This is a genomic window from Planctopirus sp. SH287, from assembly GCF_056500625.1.
Genome location: NZ_CM151403.1, coordinates 4,370,299 through 4,394,447 on the forward strand (window position 1 = coordinate 4,370,299; position 24,149 = coordinate 4,394,447).

The following is a 24,149-nucleotide window of genomic DNA, read 5'->3' on the forward strand; positions in this document are numbered from 1 at the left end:
ACATGCACCCTACTTTTAATACACTTCAAGATAAAGGTGGGCGCGGCACTAACCTGCTTTGCGGCTTTGTGATTCGGTTCTTGACAGCCAGACGGGTTCGACGCCGCGGGACTGGAACTGTTCTGCGAAGTTCAAATGGCTGGTGAAGACCAGCACCTGCTGGCCGGTCGATGCGAAGTCGATCAAGGTATCGACGGCTGCTCCCGAGCGCTGTTCATCAAAGTTGACGGTGACATCGTCGAGAATCATCGGCAGCTCGATATTCTTCGCGGTGAAGCGGCGAACCATGGCCAGCCGAATCGCGAGGAAGAGTTGCTCGCGCGTGCCACCGGAAAGCATCTGGACGGGCCAGGGATTTTGCCGATCATCGTCGACGCACAGGGCGTGTTGACCCAGCGGCGTCCAGATATTGGGATACTGCCCGCATGTCAGCCGCGAGAGGAACGGCGAAGCTTCCGCTAATAGCTGTGGCTGATTTGTTCGTTCAAAACGCTGACGCAGTTCGTCCATACTCTGCTGCGCCAGAGAGGCGGCGTACCAGTCTTCCATGCTCCGACGCATCTGTTGTTCAATCGTGGCGAGTTCCAGTCGGCGGGTGACGCCTGACGTGTCAGCTTCGAGAGTTCGCGTCTCTTGCTTCACACTTCCCAACTCTTCATAGAGCCGCTTGAGATCCTGTTCAATCACCGCCAGATCTTTGGTGAACTCATTGATCCTCTGATCATTTTGCGTGCGATTGAACTTACGCAGAACGTCTTCGGTGATCACTAACGTGGGTTGTGACTGGATGGCTTGCTCAAGATCGTGCTGGGCCTGTTGCAGGCGCAATTCCCACTCGCGACGCTTTTCCCAGGTTTGGATGCGATCCATCAGGCCGTCACGGTCGCGAACACCAGCGGCACTGAGCAGAGCGGTGCGATCCAGGTGATTCTGTTCGAGTTGCCGATCGAGGCGAAAGCGGACTTCCTGCCGTTGTTCCAGAAGATGATCAAGCTTGCGTTTGGCTTTGCGTTTGACCAGCGCTGTCTCCAGTTCACCTCGCCACCCTTCGAGCAGATTCCAGGGTTGTGAAGCGGGGGTCAGTGGTCGCTGCATCCGTCCGGCGAGAGTTTCCACCTGTTGTCGGAAGCTCAGTTGCTGCCCCTGCACACTTTGCAGTTTACTGCCGAGATCCTGTGATGTTTTCAACAGGGAAAAGGCGTTGTGGACTTTGTCCCACAGGTTGTAAGTCGTGCTGATCGACGTCGATTCGTCGAGACCGATGCCGACCAGTTTGCGGCTCCACTCGTTTCGAGCCTGAGCCAGATCGCGCTGCCCTTCCTGCAATTTCTTGCGAGCAGCACTGAGGGATTTGCGCACGCGCCGGATCTCCTGAAATTGCCGCTGCAATTTTTCGAGATCGGCCAGTCGAGAGGCAGCCTGGGCAATGAGGCCGCCATCATTGGTGCCATTCATCCACTGGGCCAGTTCGCTGGCATCCATGAGATCGTGCTGACTGGCCAGATCGCGCATTTGCTCACGGGCGTCATGCAGTCGCACCTGATAATCACGTCGGCTTTCTCGAATGGCCCGCACCTGATCTTCGGCATCACGCTCGAACTGGACTTTCAGACCATACGAGAGGCTGATGGCCATCGCTCCGATCAGCGCATAGATTGTGCCCACAAAAATGCCGGTGGTGACTGAAGAGAGTGCTCCCCAGAAGACAAGGCCCACACCAGCGGCTAAGAACAGAAACAGCAGTGTGAAAATCCAGGGGGGCATGCTGGAACGAACCTGGATGCGCTCCAGTTGTTTTTCCAGCTCGCGGATTCGCTCCAGATGTTCACCTGCGGCAATTTGGAGCCGTCCCAACTCGACCACATGGGCGAGTCGCTGCCGGGCGAAGTGAAGTGGTTCTTCAATGGTTTCGCTCTGAATCCCCAATTCCAGCAGGCTGGTTTTCAGAGTGAGTTCGCGGTCGTGGCAGACACTGGATTTCTTTTGATATCGATGCTGGCGGAGTGCCTGACGTGATCGGATATCCTGAAATGCGCGGGCGGCCCCCAGCAGTTCGGCCTGAGCAGCCGGTGTGTTGACGATTTCACTCAGGCGCTGGCGCGTCCAGCGTGGCCCGAGTTCCTTAAGACGACGAGAGAGTTCCTGCTCAGAAGCATTGACCTCTTGCTCTAACCGAAGCCTTTCGGCTTCTCGCACCTGCCAGGTTTCTTTGTGATCCCAGAGGGCATGCAGGGCAGGGCCATAACGTCCGAAGTCAGCCAGCTTCCGGGCAGACTTGAGTTTTTCTTCGATCTGATCAACCCGTGCACGGGCCAGCGATCGCTTCTGGCCATGCGTGGCAATTTCCGTTTCAATGCGATCCAGCTGAGAAATTGTATCGGGGGCAATGGCCTTGAGTTCGGGCAGCCCGCTCAATTCCCGCTGGCATTGATTCACAAGCCGCCAGGGTTCCCAGACTCGTTGAAGATGACGGGATTCCAGGAGTGCCGCCTGTGTTGATGTCTGCCGACTGGTGAGATTCTCTTGCCGGGTTTCGAGTTCTTCCCTCTTTCGGAGCAGTTCACGGTGCCTCTTCAGGCGGGTGCCTTCGGCTTCGCCCAGGGCGCGCAAGCGCGTCCGTTGTTGTGAAAGCTCGAGCAAACGACCAGACATGGCGGAGGGGTTGCGGATGGCTCGCTGGTAGTTTTCAAGTTTGGGGCCAGCGTCTTGAAGCTGACGTCCTTGCGGCCCGAGCGTCATGGCATAGATATGTCGGGCGACGACTTCGTCTTCCAGCGTTCCCAGTTGTTGTAACTCGGGCAGTCCTAACGCGAAGACCGACTGAAACAAGCGGGCATCCAGCCGTCCGACCAGATCTTCGTAGAGAGGCTTTCCGACGCCATTAGCATCCTGGCCATCAATCGTCAGGCGGCCGGGATCGGCTTCCAGCGTGGCCATGCGATGCAGTCGGTGCGTGCGTCCCTGATGCTGCACCACCAGCGAACCTTCGCGGCTGAAGCGATCCCGCCAGCGCTCGGCAATTTGCCGGTCATCCAGGGTAAAGCCATAGAGCATGGCGCGCAGGAACCGCAACAATGTCGTCTTACCAGTCCCATTTGTCCCGTAAAAAACGGTCAGCCCATTGGGCTTGATGGTCTGGTCGAAGTCTTCCCAGACTCCAAAGCGATCAATGTGGATATTCGAAATTTTCACTGTGTGGCGTCTCCCGGTGTCTTCACATCCGGCGAAGAGGTTCCGGCGAGGGGCATGTCGGACAGATCGCTGAGCCATTCATGGCAAAGCTGACGCGCCTGACCAGAAATCCGTTCATCATCCAGCGGGCCTACGCTGGCCAGAAGACCCGCAAAAAAATCGTCGTGCTCGGGAAGATGATTCATCACCCAGCCCTGCCAGCTATCGTCATCCTGAGGCTCGATTCGATCAAGCACTTCCCGGGCGTTGGCTTCCAGAGAATTCTCGCTCCCCAACCAGCCTGAATGGCTGCCGTATCGGGGTGAGCAGGTATGCCGCCACTTGCCCCGCTCCAGTTGATCTGTCCAATCGCTCAGCTGACGCAACGTGTTTTTGACCGCTTCATCGCTGGCTAATTCCTGCACAACGCTGCTTGTTCCCACAAACGACCAATGGGCCAGACACAACGATTCATGCGGTAGAGGTTGCTGCTCTTGCACCATCGCCAGCATTTTTTCCACAAGCTCACTGCGCGACCGAATCGGAGTGAGATCAATCGTGAACTGATAGCGACGGACAGGAGAGAGAGGTTGCAGCACCAATTGCACCCGGCCGGAACCATCCACTTCCACCAATGTGGCTCCCGTGGTGACATCCCGGCGACGGAAAGGAACGGGCAACGGGGGAGCATGCACCTGCCCTTCCGTGACAGGCAGAAGTTCAGGAGATTGCCGACCACCATGGGCCAGATAATGCACCGAAATGTATCGTCGGGCGGCATGGGTAGCGGAAGGCTCGGTCGTCGTCCAGTTTTGCAGACGGTGACACATCACGCCCACCACAAAGGGTTCGATCTGCCCTTTTTTGGCCGTTCGCGATCGAAGACGCTCCAACTCGGGTGGATCAACACTGGCTGAATCGGTGATGGGGACGATGGAACAATAAGTCTGATTATTGGATGTCAGATCGACTGTGGCGTCATCAGCCTGGCGAAAAACGACGACATTATCCGGAAGCGAAGGAATCGCGGCCCAGGCGGCAGCCGAATCCAGCTGGCCGGGAGCAATGACCAGTGGAATTTCTTTGGCAGCCAACCGTTCTGCACCGTGGCGAAACGCGACTTCCGCCGCCAGGGAGGCCTCGCGGGTATCAAAGGTGTCGCCAGAGAGGAGCACAAAATCGACATCTTTGGCGATGGCAATGTCAACGAGTTTTTCCCAAGCGAACAGGGTCGCGTGAGCGGCTGTTTTCGCCACCTCGCCTACCAATTCGCCTGTTTCAAGGAGAGGCCGCTCCAGCATCAAGCCGGCGGCATGCAGAAACCGCAGTGGCCTGAACAGCATATCGGAATCCTTTCCGGGAAAGTCTTTGTCGGCATTTTCTGCCGGTTAATCCCAGCTTACCGCCTTTACGGGCTTTAGCGAAAGTGAAATTTACTCCTGAAGCCGGTCTAACGAGGTAGTTCAGGCAAAATTTTGGTCTTCAACGCCACCTGAGCCGCCATAAACCAGACATTTCACAGGCGACCTCCAGGCCAAACCGCTACAATCAGAACATCCCATGCCCTTCAGTCAGCTTGGGGTAAATGGGGGATATTTGAGTTGTGGGATCCCGACTCACGAGACGATCTTTGCTGTGGGGAAAGCCAGGAAAGCTTTTCTCATTAGGGTGAATTGCACGGCAGATGAAGAGGGACTCTTCGCTGCTAATGCGGTCTGCCCCCAAGGATGAGCCGAGGCAAAAGGATGTTTGCCCAACCCCCAAGATTGTCCGCAGTGACGTCGGACCAGGATTATGCTCGCCGGCCTGTTGGCGCGCAGCCAATCTGCACTGGTTTCCCCGGAGCCGTTCTTCGTGCTCCCCGAGAACCATTTTGCCTTTACGGCAGCGATGCGGATTGCTGAGCCAAACGGATCAGCGGGGATTCATGGCCCGCGCATCACTGTGATTTATGGTCCGCCCGGCGGTGGTAAAACTCATCTCTGCCGGCAGGCTTCCCGAGAAGTCATCAAGCGTCAGAATCGCAGTAAGGTTTTGTTTGTTCGCGCCCACGAGTTCACCACTTTCCTTGTGGATGCCGCTGAACAGAAAGCTTCGCTGGAAGCGCTGGATGCACTTCGTGCCACTGACGTTCTCGTGCTTGATCAACTCGATGAACTCCAGGATCGGGCGGACCATCAACAGCATCTTCTTTCGGTTCTCGACCAGATGGCCGAAACCGGGGGGCATGTGCTGCTGATCAGCGAAAAGGGGCCGGGGGAACTTCGGGGAATGACGGCGCGGCTGGTCAACCGATGTCACGGCGGCCTCTGCGTACCATTAAAATGGCCTTCGATTGAAAGCCGTCGGCAACTGGCGTTGCATTTTGCCCATCAGAAACATCTGCCATTAACAGAGGCCGGAGCGTTAGAGCTGGCAGAGAATCTTCCCGGTTCACCTGCGCGTTTGCTGCTCGCCATCCAGCAGATCGAAGTCATGGCTCGCCGGGAGCAGGTGGCGGTCGATGCCTTGTTTGTGAAGCGATATCTGCAAGGCGATGTAGTCTCGCAGGCAATTACTGTCGAGCAGGTGGCGTTGCAAGTGGCCGAGGAGTTTGGCGTTTCACTGGAAGCACTTCAAAGCAAATCGCGGCATCAGTCGGTCGTGCTGCCCCGCCATTGTGCCATGCTGCTGGCTCGCCAGATGACCGCTTCGACATTAGAAGAGATTGGCCGATTTTTTGGTGACCGCAATCACACCACGGTCTCGCATGGCTGCGCGAAGCTGGAAGAATTACTTCCGGGGACACCCACACTGCGTCAAGTGCTTCAAAAAATTCGCAGCCGCCTGCCTTCAAGCAGTGCGAATCACAGTCGCACGGCGTAGATGGTACGAGCCTCTATCCAAACAGGCTATTGATCGCGTCAGTCTGTTCACAGCTCATGGCTCAACCTCTTAAATTTAAATCAGGTTTGAAACGCCAACGGGAAGAACCGTTCTATCTGTTGACACTCTCCTCAAAATGTGTGTTACAGGTCAGTCTGCCGAATGCCGCCGCACGCGATGGTGGCTGGCTGAGACCTTGTTCGGATAGACTAAAAGGAACATCGAGCATCAATGACGAATATGGATTGAACAGGATGACCATGCCGGCTGCTGATATTTTTGCACAGAAAATTCTTGGGGAAATTGATCGACTCATTCAGCAAGCCGAATCGCAGACACGGCCGCTGGAAATCGACCCCTTCCATCGGGAACTTTTTCAGTTGTTCAAGCTGGCCTATGAAGCGGGGCTGACAGGCGACGATGCCACGCCCGACCTTTCCGCTGATGGCATCTGCAAACAACTGGCTGCCATGTGGGGCTTAACCGCAGCCGCCCAGACCTGGCTGACTCAGGCGTCGCAACTTCCCAAAGCACAATTAATGCGTATGCGCAGCTTATGGTCGGTCATGCGGATGTGGATGGAATGGGACTTCGCCCTGAGAAACATTCAGGTTGACCTGAGTGCCGTTGATACCGTCGAACCAGCCGAACATCCGCAGCCAGAAACCCAGCGTGATGAATCCACCACGACCCTCTGAGGGAATCTCGTCCCGATCATGTCCGCTATGCTCCCCCGAGAAGAATACATTGAGCAGACGCATTTTTTTCGGACGTTTCGCGAACGTTTAGCGGATGATTCTCCGACACAGGAAATTCTCCTTTCGTTACAGGATGAACTCCTCGCTTCAACGCGGTTGCCCCTGGCTGTCAATCATCTGAGAACCGAGTTACTGCATAGCGGCGTGATTCATACGGGGATGAAGCAACTCAGTCACTATTTTACTCCCTTCCAGGCGTATGTGATCGAACAGGCCGAAGATGAAGGGACACGGTTTGACCAACGACTCGCTCTAGAAATTCTGGAGCGTGAGGCAGATTACAAATCGAAGCAGCCTCTTGATTCAGGACTTTTTATCTATCAGTTTGAATCGCTCGCCAGAAATCGGCTGGGATACGATAAAGGACTTGAGGCGATCGCGGCTGACCCGATCTATCACAAGGCCTGGCAAGTCTGGATCAAACGCCTGAGGTCATTGTTGGGAACCGTCGACTTTGCCGAACTGGTTTATCATCGTTCTGCTCTGGCCGCCCGATTGCGCGAACAGCAGGCGTCTCAGCGACGCTCGGCACTCACTGACGATGACAATCCGCCCACAGATGATTCGACTCAGTCTCCGGCTAACGTTCCGACGGGCGAAGAGATTCTGTTCGATGAATCGGCTGGGCGCATTGCCCGCGCCAATCGCGGGAAAGATCCGCTCTATTTTTTTGCGGCATTACAACGACAACTGAACTTTCCCGCTGTTCCTCGTCCCAAACGAATCATGAAGCTGGCTCAAACTCATCCCGAGTTAGAGATGCGGCTTTCTCGTCTGGAACAGCGTCAGCAACTAATGGAAGCCGAACAAACCGGTAAACTGGATCTGAAAGAGTTCACAGTCAACCCCCCGCCATTTGGAGACGACCCCTCTTAAAATGAGGTGCTTTGAATAGGGCGAGACTTACAAATCCCCATGCTAATACGCCAGCGAGTCTTTTTCACCCTGGTTTTCAAGTGGACGGTATCTGGAGTGTGTTTTTGAGTTGTCAGGATCAAAGATGACACTCTGTCCAATCGCAAGATTTGCCGTAACAAGCTTCTGTGGGCGAAGGTCTTTCAATGACAATAAAGCGAGTCTATCTGGACGTGTCTGTCTTGAATCGCCCTTTTGACGATCAAACGGAACCACGAAATCGACTCGAAGCAGAAGCGACCATGCTGCTGATCGAAGCCATCGAACAATCTCAATTGATCTCTCTTTCTTCCGAAATGGCGTCTATTGAGATCAATCAGAACTCTGATATGGTACGGAAAGCCCGCGTGTTAAAACTCCAAACGAGAATCTAGATGCCATTGACTCTCAACGAAATAAACCGTGATGGACTCGATGCTCTTCGTGAAAAACTTGGAGTGACTGGAATGATCCGGTTTCTTCAGCAGTTCGAGAATGGTAATGGCAACTATGCGGTGGAACGCCACAACTGGGCTGATCACCAGACTTTTGAGACTATCGAGGAGCAGCTTGCAGCGATTCAAAAAGAAAACGCTCCAAGCCCATCCAGAAATCCGTAACCCGCTGAGCAATCTTTCCCTCAAGCCGAACCAGTACAAGTCAATCGATTAGCGGCATTATAGACGCGACCAGGGTTCATTCGTGGCTCTGATTTTCCTTTTTAGAGATGTCGCTTTCATCGATCCGGGCAGAGGCACCAACAACAAGAGGCCGTTCTGCCCTTCGCTCTTGTTGAGTAAAGGGCAGAGCCGCAAGATGTTTTTTAGGAAGCGTTCAGCTTTGGAGGGCTTGTTGCTGGAGTGCCATGAGTTGGCGGATGCCGCTCTCGGCCAGAGCCAGTTGCTGGTCGAGTTGTGTTCGTGAAAACGCACGGCCTTCTGCCGTTCCCTGAATTTCGATGAAGTCGCCTTCACCGGTCATGACCACATTGAGATCGACCTCCGCCTGGCTGTCTTCAATATAGTCGAGATCCAGCACGGGAGTGCCATGAGTAATTCCGACACTCACAGCCGCGATGCTGGTTTTAATTACAGGGCGGTCAACAGGCAGCTTTTCCTGGATCGATGCGATGGCATCACAGAGGGCAATATAACCACCAGTAATCCCTAGCGTGCGCGTCCCGCCATCAGCTTGAAGGACTTCCACATCAATGGTGATCGTACGCGGCCCCAATGCTTCAAAGTCGACGCAGGCCCTCAGGCTACGGCCAATCAGCCGTTGGATTTCCGTCGAGCGTCCATCTGTCTTTTCACGCTCCCGTCGCTTGCGCGGCGACGTACTGCCTGGCAGCATGCAGTATTCAGCCGTCAGCCAGCCCTTTTGAGCAGCAGGGTCAGCCGCTTTCCAGGGGGGAAGCGTTTCATCGACACTGGCGGTCACCAGCAGGATGGTCTCTCCGGCCTGAATCAAAACGCTGCCTGGTGCCACTTTCGTGAAGTGACGCTGAATTTTGATCGGGCGGAGTTGATCCGGTGCGCGGCCATCATGTCGCATGATTGAAAGAGTCCCTGAAGTAGATCGAACGAAGTGAAACGTGTTTACTGAGAGGTCAAGCACAAGTGGCCGCCAGCGCGGCAGCCAGCAGGACAGGGTCATCCTGCTCTTTAGCAACCTCTGCCAGCGCCTGCCATTCGTTGGCATCACGGCAAAGTTCTGCAAAGGCGGACAGAAACTGCGGGTCGACATCCAGCAGGTATTTGCGGGCCAGAGGAATGGCTTCGCCCGTGCGTTTCAACCGGGCAAGCAGATCGACCATGACATAGGCAATCAGCGCTTGATCAGGGCGGTCGGGTTCATTTTCCAACTTCTTCTGGAACCATCCCAGGTCAGCCTCGGAAGCAGGTTCCAGCAGCACGTTAAAGAAGTGCTTGTGAGCCGCATAGTAATCATCGAAGGGAACTTCAGCGGCGTATTGCAACTGGGGATCGAGCATCTCGCCGTACTCGGCCAGATCACGGGCCAGTGCCAGATCCGGGGGGCTGTTCATGATCGAGCGGGCGAACCGCACCACGCTGTGAAGATGTGACACATCAATGTGATAGTTGGACTCGGCAAATAACCAGTCGCGGCCCGTGATGGCTTCCCGGATCGTTCTGGGAGACTCGACCATCGGCAGCCTTTGTTGAACTTCCCGTGTGAGATTCGCCAGCAGATCGCGGTGCAATGTCCGAACCATGCGGGTGGCACAGGCCGACCGATCAGCCGAAGTGAGTTCCGCGAAGATTTGATCCAGAGCCGTGATGGTGCTGCATGTTCCTTGCGTCTTGAGCAGAATCTCGACGCCACGCTCGGGGGCTGCCTTCTGATAGAGCGCGATCTGGACAAGATTCTGTGATTCATCAGAGGACATGGTCGGGATTGGGAGTGATCTCAGAACCTGGCCGACAGGAGCGAGATCCCGAATGGCCTGAAAGTAAGGGAAGGCGCCGATAAGATCTTTCTGAGCGAGCAATGAATCTCCCACGAAGCGGGCGGCCTCGGCATAAGCTTTTTCAAACGCTGGCCGAACATGTGCCGGCACGTCTTCAAAAGAAGTTGGCTTCAGCAGGGGGAGATTCAATTCCAGTTTGGCAATCGCCAGTTTTGCATCGAAGACCTGATGCCACGTGCTGTTTGCAGTCAATTCGGCCAGCAGCGTCTCGAGAATTTCGCGTGGCGAGTGAGCACGGGCGAGTGTGTCGGCAAGTTGATCGGAAACCATGAAAGTCTTTCGAGGCCGTCACAAGACCCGTCTTCGGATCAGAGTGGGGGCATGTACGTCATTTGCTTTGAAAAGCCGGTTTTTACGTCTCTTCCACGAAGAGCATACACCAGAAAGTCGCTCGTAAGGAGGGCCAGCAACGAGAATGATTTCGCCCCTGTGAAATCATTCACCCGGCAGCCGTTTGTGGATCAGTCGCAGCAGGCTGCCGGGTGGTGTCAACAGGGACTCGTCCGCCTGAAAGAGAGGTTTTATTTCTCTTCAGCTTTTTTCTGTTCTGTTTATTTCTGTTCGGTCGGGAGTGGGCCATAGACCTTGGTCAATTGTGGCTCAATGGCGTCGGCCCAAAGGGCATAGCTCTTGGGGTTGAGGTGCAGGAGGTCAGGCATGATCTCTTTGCTCAGCGTGCCATCGGCTTCGAGGAACCTGGGGCCGATATCGAGGTATTCTACGCGATCGCCGTCGGCAAGTTTAGCGATGATGGCGTTGGCACCTTCGTTGACCTTGCGCTGAGGAGTTTCTGGAGTGGCCCCGCGTGGGAAAATGGCCAGGATCAGAATTTTGGTTTTTGGCAGATCAGTCTTGAGCTTTTCGACAATCGCTTCCACACCATCGGCGATGGCTTCGCTGGAGTCGGAACCCGAGTTATTGGTGCCAATCATGAGGACGGCGAGCTTGGGATTGATGCCCTTGATGTTGCCGTTTTCCAGTCGCCAGAGAACGTGCTGTGTGCGATCACCGCCGATTCCGAGATTGACCGCATTGCGAGGAGCAAAGCGTTCTTTCCAGACGTCTTTGCCAGCACCTTCCCAGCCTTGAGTAATGGAGTCACCGATAAAGAGAAGGTCGACGTCTCCTTTGGCCACGCGGGCGTTCATGGACTCATGGCGTTTCATCCAATTGCCATCGCGGGGAACAGGCGTGGTTGAGGCTGAGCCGGAAGGTTTGGCCGCTGTCGCCTGAGGAGCAGGAGCGGTGGCTGTGGCCTGGGCCATCAGCTCTGTTCCGATTCCTGTTCCCAGTACCAGAAATCCGTAAAATGCCAGCGAAGACCAAGCGAAGTCAGGTCGATTCATCGTGAAGCTTTCCACCTAAGGTGTCGATCTCAAGCCCATTGCCATCATGAGCCATCTCTTCAAAAGGAATTACACTTTTGTTCGCCGACATGCCAGCACGACTTGAAAAAGACGTGTGGTCATCACCAGAAAAGCTGCTCGCGCGATAGATGACTTCCCCCTGGGATAACGTTGCCAGAATGGGAAGTGTGACGTGTTGCTCCCTGGAAGCAGGTTCGGGCCGGCGATAGAAAATCAGGTCAGCCGGAGCGCCGGGCGCTAATTCCTGACAGGGAAGTTTCAACAACCGGCGTGGCCCGAGGGAGGCCATTTCAATCGCCTGGCATAAAGAAATTCCGCCCAGCGCGGCCGCCGTGGCGACACAGTCTCCCAGTCCCAGATGGCTCCCTGCGAGAAACTCCCGTTGGCCGGCCACGACCAGTTTGCCAGATTCCAACACCTCACAGGCTCCCCACTCTGATTGATGTCGTCCTGCGGGAAGACCAGCCCAGCCACTCAGGTCACTGGTCAGAATCACGCGCTGAGCCGACTTGGCACGGAGAGCGACTTTGAGAAAATCAGGGGGAAGATGCTGCCCGTCGGCAATCAGGCTGCAGGTCAGGCGGTCATCGGCCAGTTGAGGCCAAAGAGGATTGGCATGCCGATGAAGTTGAGCCGCGATCCCGTTTCCCAGATGCGTTCCCAGAGTGGCACCGGCATCGATGGCCTTGTGAATTTCTTCGGCAGTGGCAGCCGTATGACCAATGGCCACCACAATACCTCGTGAGACTAACCCGGAAATGAATGGTGCCGTTCCCGGCCATTCCGGAGCGAGTGTGACCAAGCGGATCAACCCATTCGCCGCCGATTGGAGTGAATCAAACTCATCGAGAGAGGGGGGGCGAACGGCATGAACGGGATGAGCGCCCCGCGGGCCATCAAGTGGAGAAATCCACGGTCCTTCCAGATGAATCCCGGCGATTCTTCGCTGCAATGCAGGAACTTCATGACGGGCTTGTGCAATGGCCTGGAGGCTCTGGTGCATGACTTCAGTGGTGTTTGTGACCACCGTGGGAAAGAAGGCCCCGATCCCAAATCGCGAGAGGACATCGGAGATGGCCACGACTTGCGGGGTTGTCAGATGGGAGTCACTGAACCAGTGGCCGCCATAGCCATTAATCTGCAAATCAAAAAAGGAAGGAGCGACAAACGGGAGAGCTTCCAACGGTGTGCGTGTCACGACGGGCCACAGGGACTGAATTGTGCCGTTTTCCACGACAACTTCGACCGGTGTTCCCGAGTCATAGCGGCGGGCAAGGCAGTACATTTTTCGGGAACTCCAGGTGGCACCTGTTGGGGTCTCACCCCGATGTCGTTTTTGAGTTGTGCCTGATAAGTCGTACTTGATAATCAGTGCGTTATTTTACGAGGGAAAGCAGCTTCAGCATTTCTATTTCATGCGCCACCAGACTGTTTCCGGTAAATTCCATGATTCACAATCAGCGAGAATTTGTGTTCGGAAGCGTTTGGCATCCTGAGGATATCCTTTGGTGGGTTTTATCTCGGGACGTCGCTTAATCCACCATTGGTTCATGATCTCCATGCAGCATTCACGAACGTATTTGCAGATCAGCGATGCCGCTGCGACGGGAAGATGGATTTCCGCACGGGGGGCAAAACTGACAAGCGAGGTGGGCGTTAAGTAATGGCTCCCGCCTGCTCCCTGAGACAGGCATGTCCACCATTCTTCGGGGAAATGATGAGTCAGCAACGCTTCATATTTTTGACGTCCCCCATGTTGATCACTGATGACCACGGTGGGAAGAGGGGCTGAATCGTGAGCAGCCGCTTCTTTCCAGACCGATTTCATGAGTTCCAGTGCCACTTCAGAAACAGCCGCCGCCTTGTTCCCGGTTTGAACCAGTCGGTGGTTTAATTCGGGCGTGAAGACCACTCGTGATTGAATGGTTTTCAGCTCGATCTGCGATTGTTTGCAGCACTGCTGCCATTGCAGGGCGGATTGTCGCCAAAGATTGGAATCATCTGGCGTGAGGGGGCATCCCACGAGGGACTGCTGACCGAGAGTGGTGTACCAGGGTTCGCTCTCTCTTTGCCAGGGTTCAGACCTCAATGCCGGCGGTTGCAATGCCAGTTGGCAGAGCGTGTGATCAATGGCATGAATCAGCCCGCCAATGGTTAGAGAGGCGGCCCAGTCGGTGGGCAGAGTGTGACTGTCCTGCGATTTCCAGAGTGACAGAAGCCCATGGACAGAAGCCGCCAGCGACGCCACCCCTTTGGCCGGAGAATAGACTTCTTTGGAATCGGCGACATGCAACCGGCGATCCCCGCGTACCGGTTGGCAGGTGATGGCTGTTTGTAACTGTTCCCAGAACCGGTTTGAAGCCAGCCAGGCACAGGCAGGGGCTTCAGCACGTGAAGCAGGTTGCCACCATTCCAGCGGAGTTTCCCAAACGGTCGCCGTGATGACCAGCGGGCCTAGATTGGGGCCTAATCCCGCTTCATCCAGGCCAATCCATCGCATGCGGCGATTGGTCAGTTCCTCCTTCTGTTCATTTTGAGGAGCAAATAAATGAGGCTTGGGCATGGGGTTCTCAGAAGGCTTCATTGCGAATTGTGAAGATCCCGCCATGGTCTCACCGAGACAGACCAGACTCACAGGGGATTCACTATCGAAAAATCGTTATGCTTTAAAAATGGTGATTGGCAGCAATTCTGATCCATGTGGCTGCCATTCGCGTTCCTGAGGGGTCACCCTTTGAAAGCTGCTCATTCATGACTCGCATTATTCAATTGATCGATCAGCATACCGGTGCGACGGCGTCAATTGCCCCGGATGTGGGGTTCAACTGTTACCAATTCACGGCTGTGATTGACAATCAGCCGGTGGAAGTTCTGGATGCTCCTGCCGATTTTGCGGAAGGGACAGCTCGCCCTTCGAGTGGGGGGATCCCGATTCTGTTCCCATTCCCGAACCGTATTCGTGGTGGTGAATTTTCCTGGGAAGGCCAGAAATATCAGTTGCCGCTGAACAGCCAGGGGAAGAACGCCATCCATGGATTCTGTTATGACCGGCCATGGCGCGTGACGGCGCAGGGGAGTGATTTTGTCACGGGAGAGTTTCAATTAAGTGTGGACGCCCCCGATCGGTTCGAACTGTGGCCCAGCGACTTTTTAATCTGCGTGGATTACGAACTGATCCATAATCGCTTGAGAGCCAACTTCCGCATCACCAATACGGGGCGGCGTCCGCTTCCCTGGGGATTGGGAACACACCCCTATTTTAAGTTGCCACTTTCGCCGAAAAGCCGGTTTGAAGACTGCCTGCTGGAAGTTCCTGTGACAGAGCAGTTTGAACTGGTGGAGAGCCTCCCCACGGGAAAGATCCATCCCATTGATCCTGATCTGGAACTGCGGGAGGGGGCCTATGTTTCGCTGCTGAAACTGGATGATGTTTTTACGTCGCTCGATTATGACGGGCCACAGTTTGATATGGTGCTGGTCGATGAAGCGGCCGGTTTGCAAGTGGTTCAGACCTGCCCGCCGATTTTCCGGGATGTGGTGATCTATACTCCGCCGGGCCGTCCTGCCGTTTGCGTCGAACCTTATACTTGCCCGACAGACGCCTTGAATCTGGAGCAGCAGGGGATCTCGTCTGGCATCCGGGTGTTAGCTCCCGATGCCGAGTTCCATACCTGGGTTGATATCAGTGTCTCTCGAACGATTGCGTGACATCATACCGTGATGAGACACTTTAAGCAGGTCTATAGAGAGACCTCTGAGTCATGACTTCCTGTGATCGAGTGAAGACCACATTATGAAATATGCTCGCAGTGTCCTGATTGTCGAAGATGAAGAGATTATCCGGACATCGCTGCTCGAGTTTTTGACCGATGAAGGCTATCAGACGATGGCGGCTCCCAACGTCGCCACGGCACTGAAGCTGGCCCGTGAACGTGAGTTTCAGGTCGCCGTTTGTGATGTCCAGCTTCCTGATGGAGACGGTCTGGCCTTATTGCGAAAGCTGCAACAAGTCACGCCAGGCGTCTCTGGACTGATCATTACCGCGTATGCCACGGTTGAAAATGCGGTCGAGGCCTTCAAGTCGGGGGCGTTTGATTACCTCGTCAAGCCCGTGATCTTCGATGACCTTTCCAACAAGCTGGCCCGGCTGTTTCAGTACCGCGATCTTTATCTGGAAAATCAGGTTCTGCGACGGGAACTCGCTCGCCGCGAAGATGGCGATGAAATTGTCGGCTCCAGCAAAATTCTCAAAGAGTTGCAGGATTCAGCCCGGAAGGTGGGGATGGCGAATGCCAACGTCCTGCTCTCGGGGGAATCAGGAACGGGGAAAGAACTCTTTGCCCGCATGATTCACAAATGGGGGCCTAAGAAAGAAGAACGCTTTCTGGCGATTCATTGTGGGATGCGACCTGTGGAGATGCTGGAAAGCCAACTCTTCGGGGCAGCAGCGGGTGCTGTCTCCGGAAGTGGGGAGCAGGTTGGTGTGTTTCGTGCCGCCGAAAGTGGCACGGTCTTTCTGGATGAAATCACGCTTCTTCCCCTGTCCATGCAGGCGAAACTTGTTCGAGCCATCGAGTACAACGAGGTGCTTCCTTTGGGAAGTGCCGATGCGGCCAAGATTGAATGCCGGATCATCGCTTCTTCATCACGCGACCTGGCTCTTGAAGTGGCGGAAGGCCGGTTTCAGGAGGATCTGTTCTATCGACTCGACGGCGTGAAGCTTCCCATCCCGCCTCTCCGCGACCGACTGGACGACATTCCCGAACTGGTGGATTTCTTTATCGCCCGGCACAGCAAGGCCATGAACCAGCGCGTCACCAGTGCCACGAGCGAAACCATTCGCCTGCTACTCACTGCGAACTGGAAGGGGAACGTTCGGCAGCTCGATAACGCGATTCAACGAGCCGTGATGCTCTGCGACTCCACACAGATCACGCCCAAAGACCTCCCTCCCGAACTTGTCGGGATCACTCAGGCGTTGCCCGATACCGACGACCTGCGCACCGCCATCAGGCATTACGAGAAGATGCATATTCTCAGGGTTTTGAAACTGTGCCCGGACAAGCGGGAGGCTGCCAAGCGGCTCAAGCTCGGCCTTTCCAGCCTTTATCGCAAGATTGAAGAATTAGGAATCGATCTTTGAGTGTCCGTCCGGAAGCTCTCAAATCATTCTCCCAAGAGAGAGATGGTGGCTACAGGCGGTATGAGGGGTGTGTACGTCGCTTTCGATGAGAGGTTGTCGATAGCTGTTAGAAGCGAGGAGGGATGAGACCCTCACCCCAGCCCTCTCCCGCAAGCGGGCGAGGGAGTCTTGCCGGATCGCCTTTAGCAAGTCCGCGATGGGGTTATGACGGGCACTCCGCCAAGCTTAACTCCGAGCACAATGACAATTGTAGACTTTCCTATCTGTTTGTGATCCAATGCAGGATGAAATCCCTCCGTTGACGATCACTTGCTCTGTGCGACTGATCCCTCGCCTTCACAGTCCCCACAAGCTGAATTCATTGCCATTTTCCTGATGGCAATGCGACAGTTGGCCTCGAGGATTCAACTCGATGAGAATGCGTGAGTCTTTGACACAACCGATGTTGTGGCTGGCTGTTTCAATAGTGCTGGTCGCTGTCAGTGAAAACGCGAGTGCGGCTCAGAAACTGGAGTTCAATCGGGATATCCGCCCGATTCTGTCGAACACCTGCTTCCAATGTCATGGCCCGGATAGTGCCAAGCGGGAAGCCGGTTTGCGGCTGGATCAACGGGAAGCCGCCCTGGCTGAAACTGATTCAGGCATTCGATCGATTGTGCCGGGTGATCTCGCGATGAGCGAAATGATCGCTCGCGTGACTTCAAATGATCCTGACCTGAAAATGCCGCCTCCGGATAGCGGTAAAGCAGTCACTCCCGAACAAATCGAGACATTGAAACGCTGGGTGAGTGAAGGAGCGGAGTATCAGGCCCACTGGTCGTTCCTCAGGATCGAGCGGCCCGAGCTTCCTGTGGTGAAGAACGATACCCGCGTTCGCACCCCCATTGATCGTTTTCTGCAATCGCGGTTAGAGAACGAAGGATTGACACTGGCCGATGATGCCGATCGGTTGGCACTGATCCGCCGGGTGACGTTCGATCTGACCGGCTTGCCACCCACGCCTGCTGAAGTGGATGCCTTCGTAAGCGATGCCTCGCCAGACGCTTACAGTAAAGCGGTTGATCGATTGCTGGCTTCGCCCCGTTATGGCGAACATATGGCTCGCTACTGGCTTGATGCCGCCCGCTATGGCGATACGCACGGCCTGCATCTCGATAACGAACGTTCGTTATGGCCTTATCGCGAATGGGTGATCGGGGCCTTCAATGACAACCAGCCGTTCGACCAGTTCACGATTGATCAACTGGCGGGCGATCTCTTGCCATCACCCACGATTGATCAACGGGTGGCGACAGGCTTTAACCGCTGCAACGTCACGACAAGTGAAGGTGGGGCGATTGATGCCGAATGGTACGTTCGCTATGCCATCGACCGGACGGACGCTGTCGGTACGGTCTGGCTGGGCCTGACGCTCAGTTGTGCGTCATGCCACGATCACAAGTTTGACCCGGTTTCCCAGAAAGAGTTTTATTCACTTTATGCGTTCTTCAATAGCCTTAATGACAAGGCAATGGATGGCAACGCGCTGCTTCCTCCGCCCACATTGCGGCTGCCCACTCCCGAGCAGACCGCGCAACTAGCGGCTTTCGACCAACAATTGAACGAGATCAAATCCAAACGAAATAAATTACGGGCGGAGACACCTTACGTGGAACCTCCACTGGATGCCCCGGCTGACGCGCTGAGTGTGACCCGCCGTGATTTTGTCTGGGTTGATGATGTCTTGCCGCCTGGTGCTCAACCTCAATCGAATACGGGATCGTGGAAATTCATCACTTCCAATGAAGGGCCGGTATTCTCAGGCACGACGGCTTCGACACGTACGACGCCGGGACTTGACCAGCACTTTTTTACGGGTGCCGCGTCGCCGCTGGAAGTTGGGCAGGGAGATGAACTCTTCGCCTATGTCTATCTCGATCCCGCGAATCCGCCCAAGACAATCATGCTCCAATTCAATGATGGTTCCTGGGAACACCGTGTCTATTTTGGTGACGACGCGATTCCTTACGGGAAGGGAGGAACATCCGGACATCGTCACGGCGGGCCGCTCCCTAAAACTGGCGAATGGGTGCGGTTGTCGGTCAACGCCCAGCATGTGGGGCTGAATTCCGGGGCCAAAATCAACGGTTGGGCCTTCACACAGTTTGGCGGCACGGTCTTTTGGGATTACGCGGGCATTCGGACACTGACGCTCCAGAACGGCGAGTCTTTTCACTCCCTGCTGGCGTGGGAAAACTATCAGAAGTTGCAGAAGAAGCCGGCCTTGCCGGAGAACATCAACAAGTTGATCAAGATCGCTCCTGAAAAGAGGAACGATGCCCAGAAGAAGGAGCTTCGCGAATACTTCGTTGAGTTTGTTCATCCGGAAACGCGAAAAGTCTTTAGCCCGATCAATAGTGAATTGTCCAAAGCACAGGCTCAGCGGGATGCTTTGGATAAGCAGATCCCTGCGACATTGGTGAGTGAAGACATGGCTCAGCCACGTGACGCTTTCGTGCTGATCCGCGGGGCTTACGACAAACCGGGGGATAAGGTCACGCGGGCCACACCGGCCGCACTGCCTCCTATGGCCGATGACCTGCCGCGTAACCGGTTAGGTTTGGCCACATGGCTGGTTTCACGGGATCATCCGCTAACATCGCGCGTGACGGTCAACCGGTTGTGGCAGCAGTATTTCGGCATCGGGATTGTGAAGTCATCGAACGATTTCGGGTCGCAATCCGAGTGGCCGACTCATCCGGAACTGCTCGATTGGATGGCGGCTGAATTCATGGAAACTGGCTGGGACTTAAAGAAGTTCCAGAAGCTGATCGTCATGTCACAAGCCTATCGCCAGTCTTCCAAGGTGACTCCTGAACTCTATGCGAAAGATCCCGAAAATCTTCTCATCGCACGAGGCCCCCGCTTCCGACTGGATGCGGAAACGATTCGTGACAGTGTTCTCTTCGCGTCGGGGCTCTTAGTAGAAAGGCAAGGAGGCAAGAGCGTGCGAACGTACCAGCCCGATGGCGTCTGGGAACCGATCGCGTTTCAGAACAGTAATACCCGCACCTATACCCGCGATAATGGCGAGGCTCTTTTCCGCCGTAGCCTCTATACATTCTGGAAGCGGACAGCTCCGCCGCCCTCCATGACGACGTTCGACGCTCCATCGCGCGAGACCTGCACTGTACGCCGTGCAAGGACAAACACGCCGCTCCAGGCGCTGGCGCTGATGAATGACGATCAGTATGTTGAGGCGGCCCGCCATCTCGCCGGGCAGATGATGTCCGAGGGAGGCATGGCGCCTGCTGAGAGAATCAACTACGCTTATCGTCGGGTGCTGGGCCGTGAAGCCAGAGCGGAAGAGTTGGTCGTGCTTGAGCGCGTGCTCGACAAGCAGTTGGAGATTTACCGCGCGGATGGCAAAGCGGCAGAACAACTTCTCTCGATTGGGACACTTCCCAAACCCGGCCAGATGGAAGTATCTGAACTCGCGGCCTATACAATGATCGCTAACCTGATGCTCAATCTGGATGCTGCCATTACGAAGGAATAATGCTGTATCACGGCTCTATCCTGGAGGAGTTCACGAACTGTAACGTTATCTCATTCCGGGCTTTACAACCGTTCAACCCCACTTGACACTCGAGTGGACAAAGTCCTTGTCATTTAAGTTATTCTGTGGAAACAGATTGTTGATAAACTGTCATATTCGCTAGATCCTGTCAGGCCAGTGATCCAGCAAATACTTCGCGAAGCTTGTAGGAACCATCTCGATGTCTACAGTACCTCTTCAACCGTTTGATTTGAGAAGGGTCGAGATGGCGATTAACAAGATTCAGGAGCGATTGCTTCGGGCGACAGCGGCTTTAGAAACAGCTGATGTTCCTTACGCTGTGGTGGGAGGGAATGCAGTCGCCAACTGGGTGTCACGAATTGATGAAGCAGCTGTCCGTTTCACTGCTGATGTGGATCTGCTTTTCCGTCGGGATGATATTCCTGCTGCAACCCAAGCTTTAAGCTCAGCGGGCTTTATTCATAGGCATGCTGCCGGGATTGACTTCTTCACGGATGGCCCGGAGGGGAAGTTCCGCGATGCCGTACATATCGTCAAGGCGAACGAAAAGGTTCGTGAGGAATACGTGGCTACTGCGCCGGATGTCGATGAATCGGAAGCAGGCCCAAGCTATCGAGTCATTTCGCTCGAAGCGCTCGTCCGTATGAAGCTGACGTCATTTCGTGATAAAGATCGCACCCATTTAAGAGACATGCTTGATGTCGGTCTGATTGATGCCACCTGGCCTGATCGTTACCACCCGGAACTTGGACGTCGTTTGCAATCCCTCATTGATACGCCGGAAGGCTGACAATCGACCAACAAGGGTCGCAATTAGACGCCTCCTTTTCATTCGCATACTTCATAGACCAACCATCTAACATCCCGGATCATCACGATGTCTCTCTACGAACAACTCCGGCAGCAGATGACCCGGCGGTATTTCTTTGGCCGTTCGTCGGCGGGGTTGGGAAGCGCCGCGCTGGCGTCGTTGATCAATCCCCGGTTATTCGCAGCAAATCCCGATTCAGCCGGCAGTGCCACTCCTGATCTCTCATCGCTCGGCACACTGCCCGGTCTGCATCATGCGCCGAAAGCGAAGCGGGTGATCTGGCTGTTTATGGCGGATGGCCCTTCACAACTTGATCTCTTCGACTATAAGCCCAAGATGGTCGACTGGTTCGATAAAGACCTTCCCGAATCGATCCGGAATGGTCAGCGAATCACCACGATGACCTCGGGCCAGTCACGCTTCCCCATCGCGCCCTCTGTGTTCAAGTTCAATCAGCATGGTGAAAACGGCACTTACATCAGCGAACTGCTGCCACATCTGGGTGGGATTGTCGATGACCTGACGATCGTCAAGTCGATGCACACCGAAGCGATCAATCACGATCCCGCGATCACCTTTATCCAGACCGGAAGTGAACTGCCTGGTCGCCCGAGTCTGGGGGCGTGGTTGTCTTACGGCATCGGCAGCCCGAATCAGGATCTGCCCGCGTTTGTCGTGCTGCATTCCAAGTTAGCCGCCGGTGCCCAAACGCAGGCTCTGTTTTCACGATTGTGGGGTTCAGGTTTTCTCCCGACAAAGCATCAGGGAGTCGCACTGCGTTCAAGCGGTGATCCTGTGCTCTATCTTTCCAACCCCAAGGGGGTCAGTTCGCAATCACGCCGTCAGATGCTGGATGGGCTGGCTGAACTGAATCAGCAGCATCTTCAGGAAATGGGTGATCCCGAGATTGCCGCCCGGATTGCGCAATATGAGATGGCTTTCCGCATGCAGACTTCGGTGCCGGATCTGGTGGATCTTAAGGGCGAAACGAAAGAAACGCTGGAGATGTATGGGCCGGAAGTGAACGAACCGGGAACGTTCGCCTATAACTGCCTTCTGGCACGACGTCTGGCCGAGCGGGGTGTGCGGTTTACTCAGATTTTCTTACGTGGATGGGATCATCATGGGGGGCTGCCCGGCCAGATCAAGCAGTTGGTCAAGGCAGCCGATCAACCCTGTGCCGCTCTGATTAAAGACCTCAAGCAGCGGGGGATGCTGGATGATACGCTGGTTGTCTGGGGTGGTGAATTCGGTCGCACCATTTATAGCCAGGGGACTTTGACCAAAGAGAACTATGGCCGCGACCATCACCCGCGTTGTTTCACCATGTGGTTTGCAGGTGGCGGCATGAAGCCCGGCACCGTGTATGGTGAGACGGACGACTTCAGCTACAACATCGTGAGTGAGCACCAGAAGATGCACATTCATGATTTAAACGCGACGATCCTGCACAATCTGGGGATCAACCACGAACGGCTGACTTATCGATCGCAAGGGCGAGACTTCCGCCTGACCGATGTCGAAGGGAATGTAATCCACGACATTCTTGCATGACGCCTCATGCCTTGCCACGGCTTTATCTTGGAGCTTCATGCGTCGTAACGTCCTGCGCTGCGGGACGTTACGACCTGTTCAACCCCGCTTTTCAAGTTGGACGAACGACGAGTTCGCGGCCACCAGTTGCCGGCGGCCAGACACTTTCATCTCTTGAGTTGCCGCTGCGGATTCCCCAAGGATCGATCCATCAATCTCACGGGCTGATTGATAAGCCATGCACATCGTGCGCGTGGCGACATATACATCATACATATTGATTATCCTTGACACACTTTGAGGTTAAAGACTCATCTCAATGGTTTCTTTGAGATTCGTAGGTGACAGGACGCATCCTGCTCGATAAGTTAAATCAACACATCCTTACTTGTCATTCCGACAGATGCGTTCGCAGATTTCTTCTGCATTAAATGATGACTTTGAAATCATTGATCAGCTCGGTGAGTCTCGCTGCTGTCATTGGATGGCCATTTCAGTCTCCCTTCTTCTCTCCTTTCTTTCTCTGGAGCCAAGCATGCGAAATCGGCGTTTGGGGTTTACCCTGATTGAATTGCTGGTGGTGATTGCGATCATCGCCATTCTGATTGCTCTGCTGTTGCCGGCCGTTCAACAGGCGCGTGAAGCCGCCCGTCGCAGCCAATGTAAGAACAATCTCAAGCAGTTGGGGTTGGCTCTCCATAATTATCACGACACGCACAATCGTCTGCCCCCCGGTATTATTGCGAATAACCGACTGGCCTGGAGCACTTTCATTTTGCCTTATATTGATCAGGGACCGCTCTATAACTCGATCTCAGGGTCTGGCGCGTTCAATCAGCCTTGGGAAAATGTGCCGGCCATGGTTTCAACGGGATCAACACCCTTTGCCAAGACAATTCTTAATGCTTTTGTCTGCCCATCAGATCCGGGTTCAGGCTTGAATCCTGATCTGGGCGGCGGCGGGACAGCGGGGCATATCTATGCCAAATCCAACTATGTCGGTGTTCACTCCGCTCATTATCATGCCACAAACGCTACGGCGACGGACGGTGGCAGTGATCGAGCATCGATTTTCGTCGACAACCTTGCCCGTAATTTCCGGGATGTGACCGATGGCCTCAGCAACACTGTTTTTGTTGTTGAGCGAGGAACGAAAGGGAGTCCCGCCGGCTCATTGTGGGTGGGTTACCATCTCGATTCGGCTGGAGCAATCACCGGGTCTGTCGCTCAGTTCCAGGTTCGCATGCGCATGGAACGAAGTGGCAACGACATCGATTACCTCATTAACGGCAACACCACCCCCTACAACCCCAGTAGTCAGCATGGGGGCGGAACTCATTGTCTCAAAGGTGACGGTGCCGTCATTTTCTTGAGTGAGAATATCAACCTGCGCGTCCAGGCCGCTCTGGGCACAATGGATGGTGACGAAGTGATCCCTGAGATTTAACATCCTCGCAAAGACACGGATCAGCGTCTGAAAGAGACTTGGTTCTCGTCCCACGTGGCGCGAATGCGCCATCTCGCCACGTGGGAAAGCGAGATCGACAGACAACAACT

Annotated in this window: 19 protein-coding genes; 11 read left to right on the top strand and 8 right to left on the bottom strand. The window is 54.8% G+C overall.

The genetic code is table 11. The annotated features are described in order from the left end of the window. Window positions 1-48: 48 nt before the first annotated feature. Both SH287x_RS16255 and SH287x_RS16260 read right to left on the bottom strand, forming a co-directional pair. Window positions 49-3,192: an AAA family ATPase gene (locus SH287x_RS16255; protein WP_479515435.1), complete on the bottom strand. Its 3,144-nt coding sequence runs from the start codon at window positions 3,190-3,192 to the stop codon at window positions 49-51. After that, window positions 3,189-4,514 carry a metallophosphoesterase family protein gene (locus tag SH287x_RS16260; RefSeq protein WP_479515436.1) on the bottom strand — a complete coding sequence of 442 codons (1,326 nt, stop codon included), beginning with the start codon at window positions 4,512-4,514 and terminating at the stop codon, window positions 3,189-3,191. Before SH287x_RS16260 ends, SH287x_RS16255 begins: the two co-directional genes overlap by 4 nt. Before the next feature lie 451 nt (window positions 4,515-4,965). Here SH287x_RS16260 and SH287x_RS16265 point away from each other — a divergent pair, with 451 nt between their 5' ends. The 5 genes from SH287x_RS16265 to SH287x_RS16285 all read left to right on the top strand — a co-directional run bounded on the left by SH287x_RS16265 (window position 4,966) and on the right by SH287x_RS16285 (window position 8,308). After that, window positions 4,966-6,036, top strand: coding sequence for a DnaA/Hda family protein (locus tag SH287x_RS16265; RefSeq protein WP_479515437.1), 1,071 nt, complete (start codon window positions 4,966-4,968; stop codon window positions 6,034-6,036). Between the two features lie 260 nt (window positions 6,037-6,296). Continuing rightward, window positions 6,297-6,734 (top strand): hypothetical protein, encoded by a 438-nt coding sequence (locus SH287x_RS16270; protein ID WP_479515438.1) that lies wholly within the window; start codon window positions 6,297-6,299, stop codon window positions 6,732-6,734. 18 nt (window positions 6,735-6,752) lie between these two features. Beyond that, window positions 6,753-7,670 carry a hypothetical protein gene (locus SH287x_RS16275; RefSeq protein WP_479515439.1) on the top strand — a complete coding sequence of 306 codons (918 nt, stop codon included), beginning with the start codon at window positions 6,753-6,755 and terminating at the stop codon, window positions 7,668-7,670. Window positions 7,671-7,855: 185 nt separating this feature from the next. Continuing rightward, complete coding sequence (locus SH287x_RS16280; RefSeq protein WP_479515440.1) at window positions 7,856-8,083, top strand: hypothetical protein; 228 nt, start codon at window positions 7,856-7,858, stop codon at window positions 8,081-8,083. After that, the gene (locus SH287x_RS16285) at window positions 8,084-8,308 is read left to right on the top strand and encodes a hypothetical protein (RefSeq protein ID WP_479515441.1); all 225 of its coding nucleotides are present in this window, start codon (window positions 8,084-8,086) and stop codon (window positions 8,306-8,308) included. A gap of 214 nt (window positions 8,309-8,522) precedes the next feature. Here SH287x_RS16285 and rph read toward each other — a convergent pair whose 3' ends face one another. The 5 genes from rph to SH287x_RS16310 form a co-directional block, all read right to left on the bottom strand. Further along, a complete protein-coding gene (rph, locus tag SH287x_RS16290; RefSeq protein ID WP_479515442.1) occupies window positions 8,523-9,242 on the bottom strand; it encodes a ribonuclease PH in 720 nt (239 codons plus the stop codon). Between the two features lie 55 nt (window positions 9,243-9,297). Beyond that, window positions 9,298-10,449 (bottom strand): hypothetical protein, encoded by a 1,152-nt coding sequence (locus SH287x_RS16295; protein WP_479515443.1) that lies wholly within the window; start codon window positions 10,447-10,449, stop codon window positions 9,298-9,300. 281 nt (window positions 10,450-10,730) lie between these two features. Then, a complete protein-coding gene (locus SH287x_RS16300) occupies window positions 10,731-11,525 on the bottom strand; it encodes a platelet-activating factor acetylhydrolase IB subunit (protein ID WP_479515444.1) in 795 nt (264 codons plus the stop codon). Continuing rightward, entirely contained in the window at window positions 11,512-12,831 is a 1,320-nt protein-coding gene (locus SH287x_RS16305) for an N-acetylglucosamine-6-phosphate deacetylase (protein ID WP_479515445.1), read from the bottom strand. Before SH287x_RS16305 ends, SH287x_RS16300 begins: the two co-directional genes overlap by 14 nt. A gap of 123 nt (window positions 12,832-12,954) precedes the next feature. Then, window positions 12,955-14,181: a hypothetical protein gene (locus tag SH287x_RS16310; RefSeq protein WP_479515446.1), complete on the bottom strand. Its 1,227-nt coding sequence runs from the start codon at window positions 14,179-14,181 to the stop codon at window positions 12,955-12,957. 116 nt (window positions 14,182-14,297) lie between these two features. Here SH287x_RS16310 and SH287x_RS16315 point away from each other — a divergent pair, with 116 nt between their 5' ends. The 5 genes from SH287x_RS16315 (at window position 14,298) to SH287x_RS16335 (ending at window position 22,613) form a co-directional block, all read left to right on the top strand. Beyond that, the gene (locus tag SH287x_RS16315) at window positions 14,298-15,254 is read left to right on the top strand and encodes an aldose 1-epimerase (protein WP_479515447.1); all 957 of its coding nucleotides are present in this window, start codon (window positions 14,298-14,300) and stop codon (window positions 15,252-15,254) included. Window positions 15,255-15,339: 85 nt separating this feature from the next. Then, on the top strand, window positions 15,340-16,689 hold the full coding sequence (locus SH287x_RS16320) for a sigma-54-dependent transcriptional regulator (protein WP_479515448.1): 1,350 nt from the start codon (window positions 15,340-15,342) through the stop codon (window positions 16,687-16,689). Between the two features lie 412 nt (window positions 16,690-17,101). Further along, window positions 17,102-20,227 (top strand): PSD1 and planctomycete cytochrome C domain-containing protein, encoded by a 3,126-nt coding sequence (locus SH287x_RS16325; protein WP_479515449.1) that lies wholly within the window; start codon window positions 17,102-17,104, stop codon window positions 20,225-20,227. Between the two features lie 220 nt (window positions 20,228-20,447). Next, complete coding sequence (locus SH287x_RS16330) at window positions 20,448-21,038, top strand: nucleotidyl transferase AbiEii/AbiGii toxin family protein (RefSeq protein ID WP_479515450.1); 591 nt, start codon at window positions 20,448-20,450, stop codon at window positions 21,036-21,038. An 87-nt stretch (window positions 21,039-21,125) separates the two neighbouring features. Beyond that, entirely contained in the window at window positions 21,126-22,613 is a 1,488-nt protein-coding gene (locus SH287x_RS16335) for a DUF1501 domain-containing protein (RefSeq protein WP_479515451.1), read from the top strand. Between the two features lie 78 nt (window positions 22,614-22,691). On the opposite strand, the gene SH287x_RS16340 is transcribed toward SH287x_RS16335, so the two are convergent. Continuing rightward, on the bottom strand, window positions 22,692-22,868 hold the full coding sequence (locus SH287x_RS16340) for a hypothetical protein (RefSeq protein WP_479515452.1): 177 nt from the start codon (window positions 22,866-22,868) through the stop codon (window positions 22,692-22,694). Between the two features lie 259 nt (window positions 22,869-23,127). Between SH287x_RS16340 and SH287x_RS16345 the strand changes: the two genes are divergently transcribed. Beyond that, the gene (locus tag SH287x_RS16345) at window positions 23,128-24,039 is read left to right on the top strand and encodes a DUF1559 domain-containing protein (protein WP_479515453.1); all 912 of its coding nucleotides are present in this window, start codon (window positions 23,128-23,130) and stop codon (window positions 24,037-24,039) included. Window positions 24,040-24,149 lie beyond the last annotated feature (110 nt).

Coding starts and splice junctions, on each gene's coding strand:
- SH287x_RS16260 (WP_479515436.1), bottom strand. CDS start 4,514: ATGCTGTTCAGGCCACTGCGGTTTCTGCATGCCGCCGGCTTGATGCTG.
- SH287x_RS16315 (WP_479515447.1), top strand. CDS start 14,298: ATGACTCGCATTATTCAATTGATCGATCAGCATACCGGTGCGACGGCG.
- SH287x_RS16265 (WP_479515437.1), top strand. CDS start 4,966: ATGCTCGCCGGCCTGTTGGCGCGCAGCCAATCTGCACTGGTTTCCCCG.
- SH287x_RS16285 (WP_479515441.1), top strand. CDS start 8,084: ATGCCATTGACTCTCAACGAAATAAACCGTGATGGACTCGATGCTCTT.
- SH287x_RS16330 (WP_479515450.1), top strand. CDS start 20,448: ATGTCTACAGTACCTCTTCAACCGTTTGATTTGAGAAGGGTCGAGATG.
- SH287x_RS16305 (WP_479515445.1), bottom strand. CDS start 12,831: ATGTACTGCCTTGCCCGCCGCTATGACTCGGGAACACCGGTCGAAGTT.
- SH287x_RS16340 (WP_479515452.1), bottom strand. CDS start 22,868: ATGTATGATGTATATGTCGCCACGCGCACGATGTGCATGGCTTATCAA.
- SH287x_RS16320 (WP_479515448.1), top strand. CDS start 15,340: ATGAAATATGCTCGCAGTGTCCTGATTGTCGAAGATGAAGAGATTATC.
- SH287x_RS16345 (WP_479515453.1), top strand. CDS start 23,128: ATGCGAAATCGGCGTTTGGGGTTTACCCTGATTGAATTGCTGGTGGTG.
- SH287x_RS16270 (WP_479515438.1), top strand. CDS start 6,297: ATGCCGGCTGCTGATATTTTTGCACAGAAAATTCTTGGGGAAATTGAT.
- SH287x_RS16295 (WP_479515443.1), bottom strand. CDS start 10,449: ATGGTTTCCGATCAACTTGCCGACACACTCGCCCGTGCTCACTCGCCA.
- SH287x_RS16325 (WP_479515449.1), top strand. CDS start 17,102: ATGAGAATGCGTGAGTCTTTGACACAACCGATGTTGTGGCTGGCTGTT.
- SH287x_RS16335 (WP_479515451.1), top strand. CDS start 21,126: ATGTCTCTCTACGAACAACTCCGGCAGCAGATGACCCGGCGGTATTTC.
- SH287x_RS16275 (WP_479515439.1), top strand. CDS start 6,753: ATGTCCGCTATGCTCCCCCGAGAAGAATACATTGAGCAGACGCATTTT.
- SH287x_RS16300 (WP_479515444.1), bottom strand. CDS start 11,525: ATGAATCGACCTGACTTCGCTTGGTCTTCGCTGGCATTTTACGGATTT.
- SH287x_RS16280 (WP_479515440.1), top strand. CDS start 7,856: ATGACAATAAAGCGAGTCTATCTGGACGTGTCTGTCTTGAATCGCCCT.
- rph (WP_479515442.1), bottom strand. CDS start 9,242: ATGCGACATGATGGCCGCGCACCGGATCAACTCCGCCCGATCAAAATT.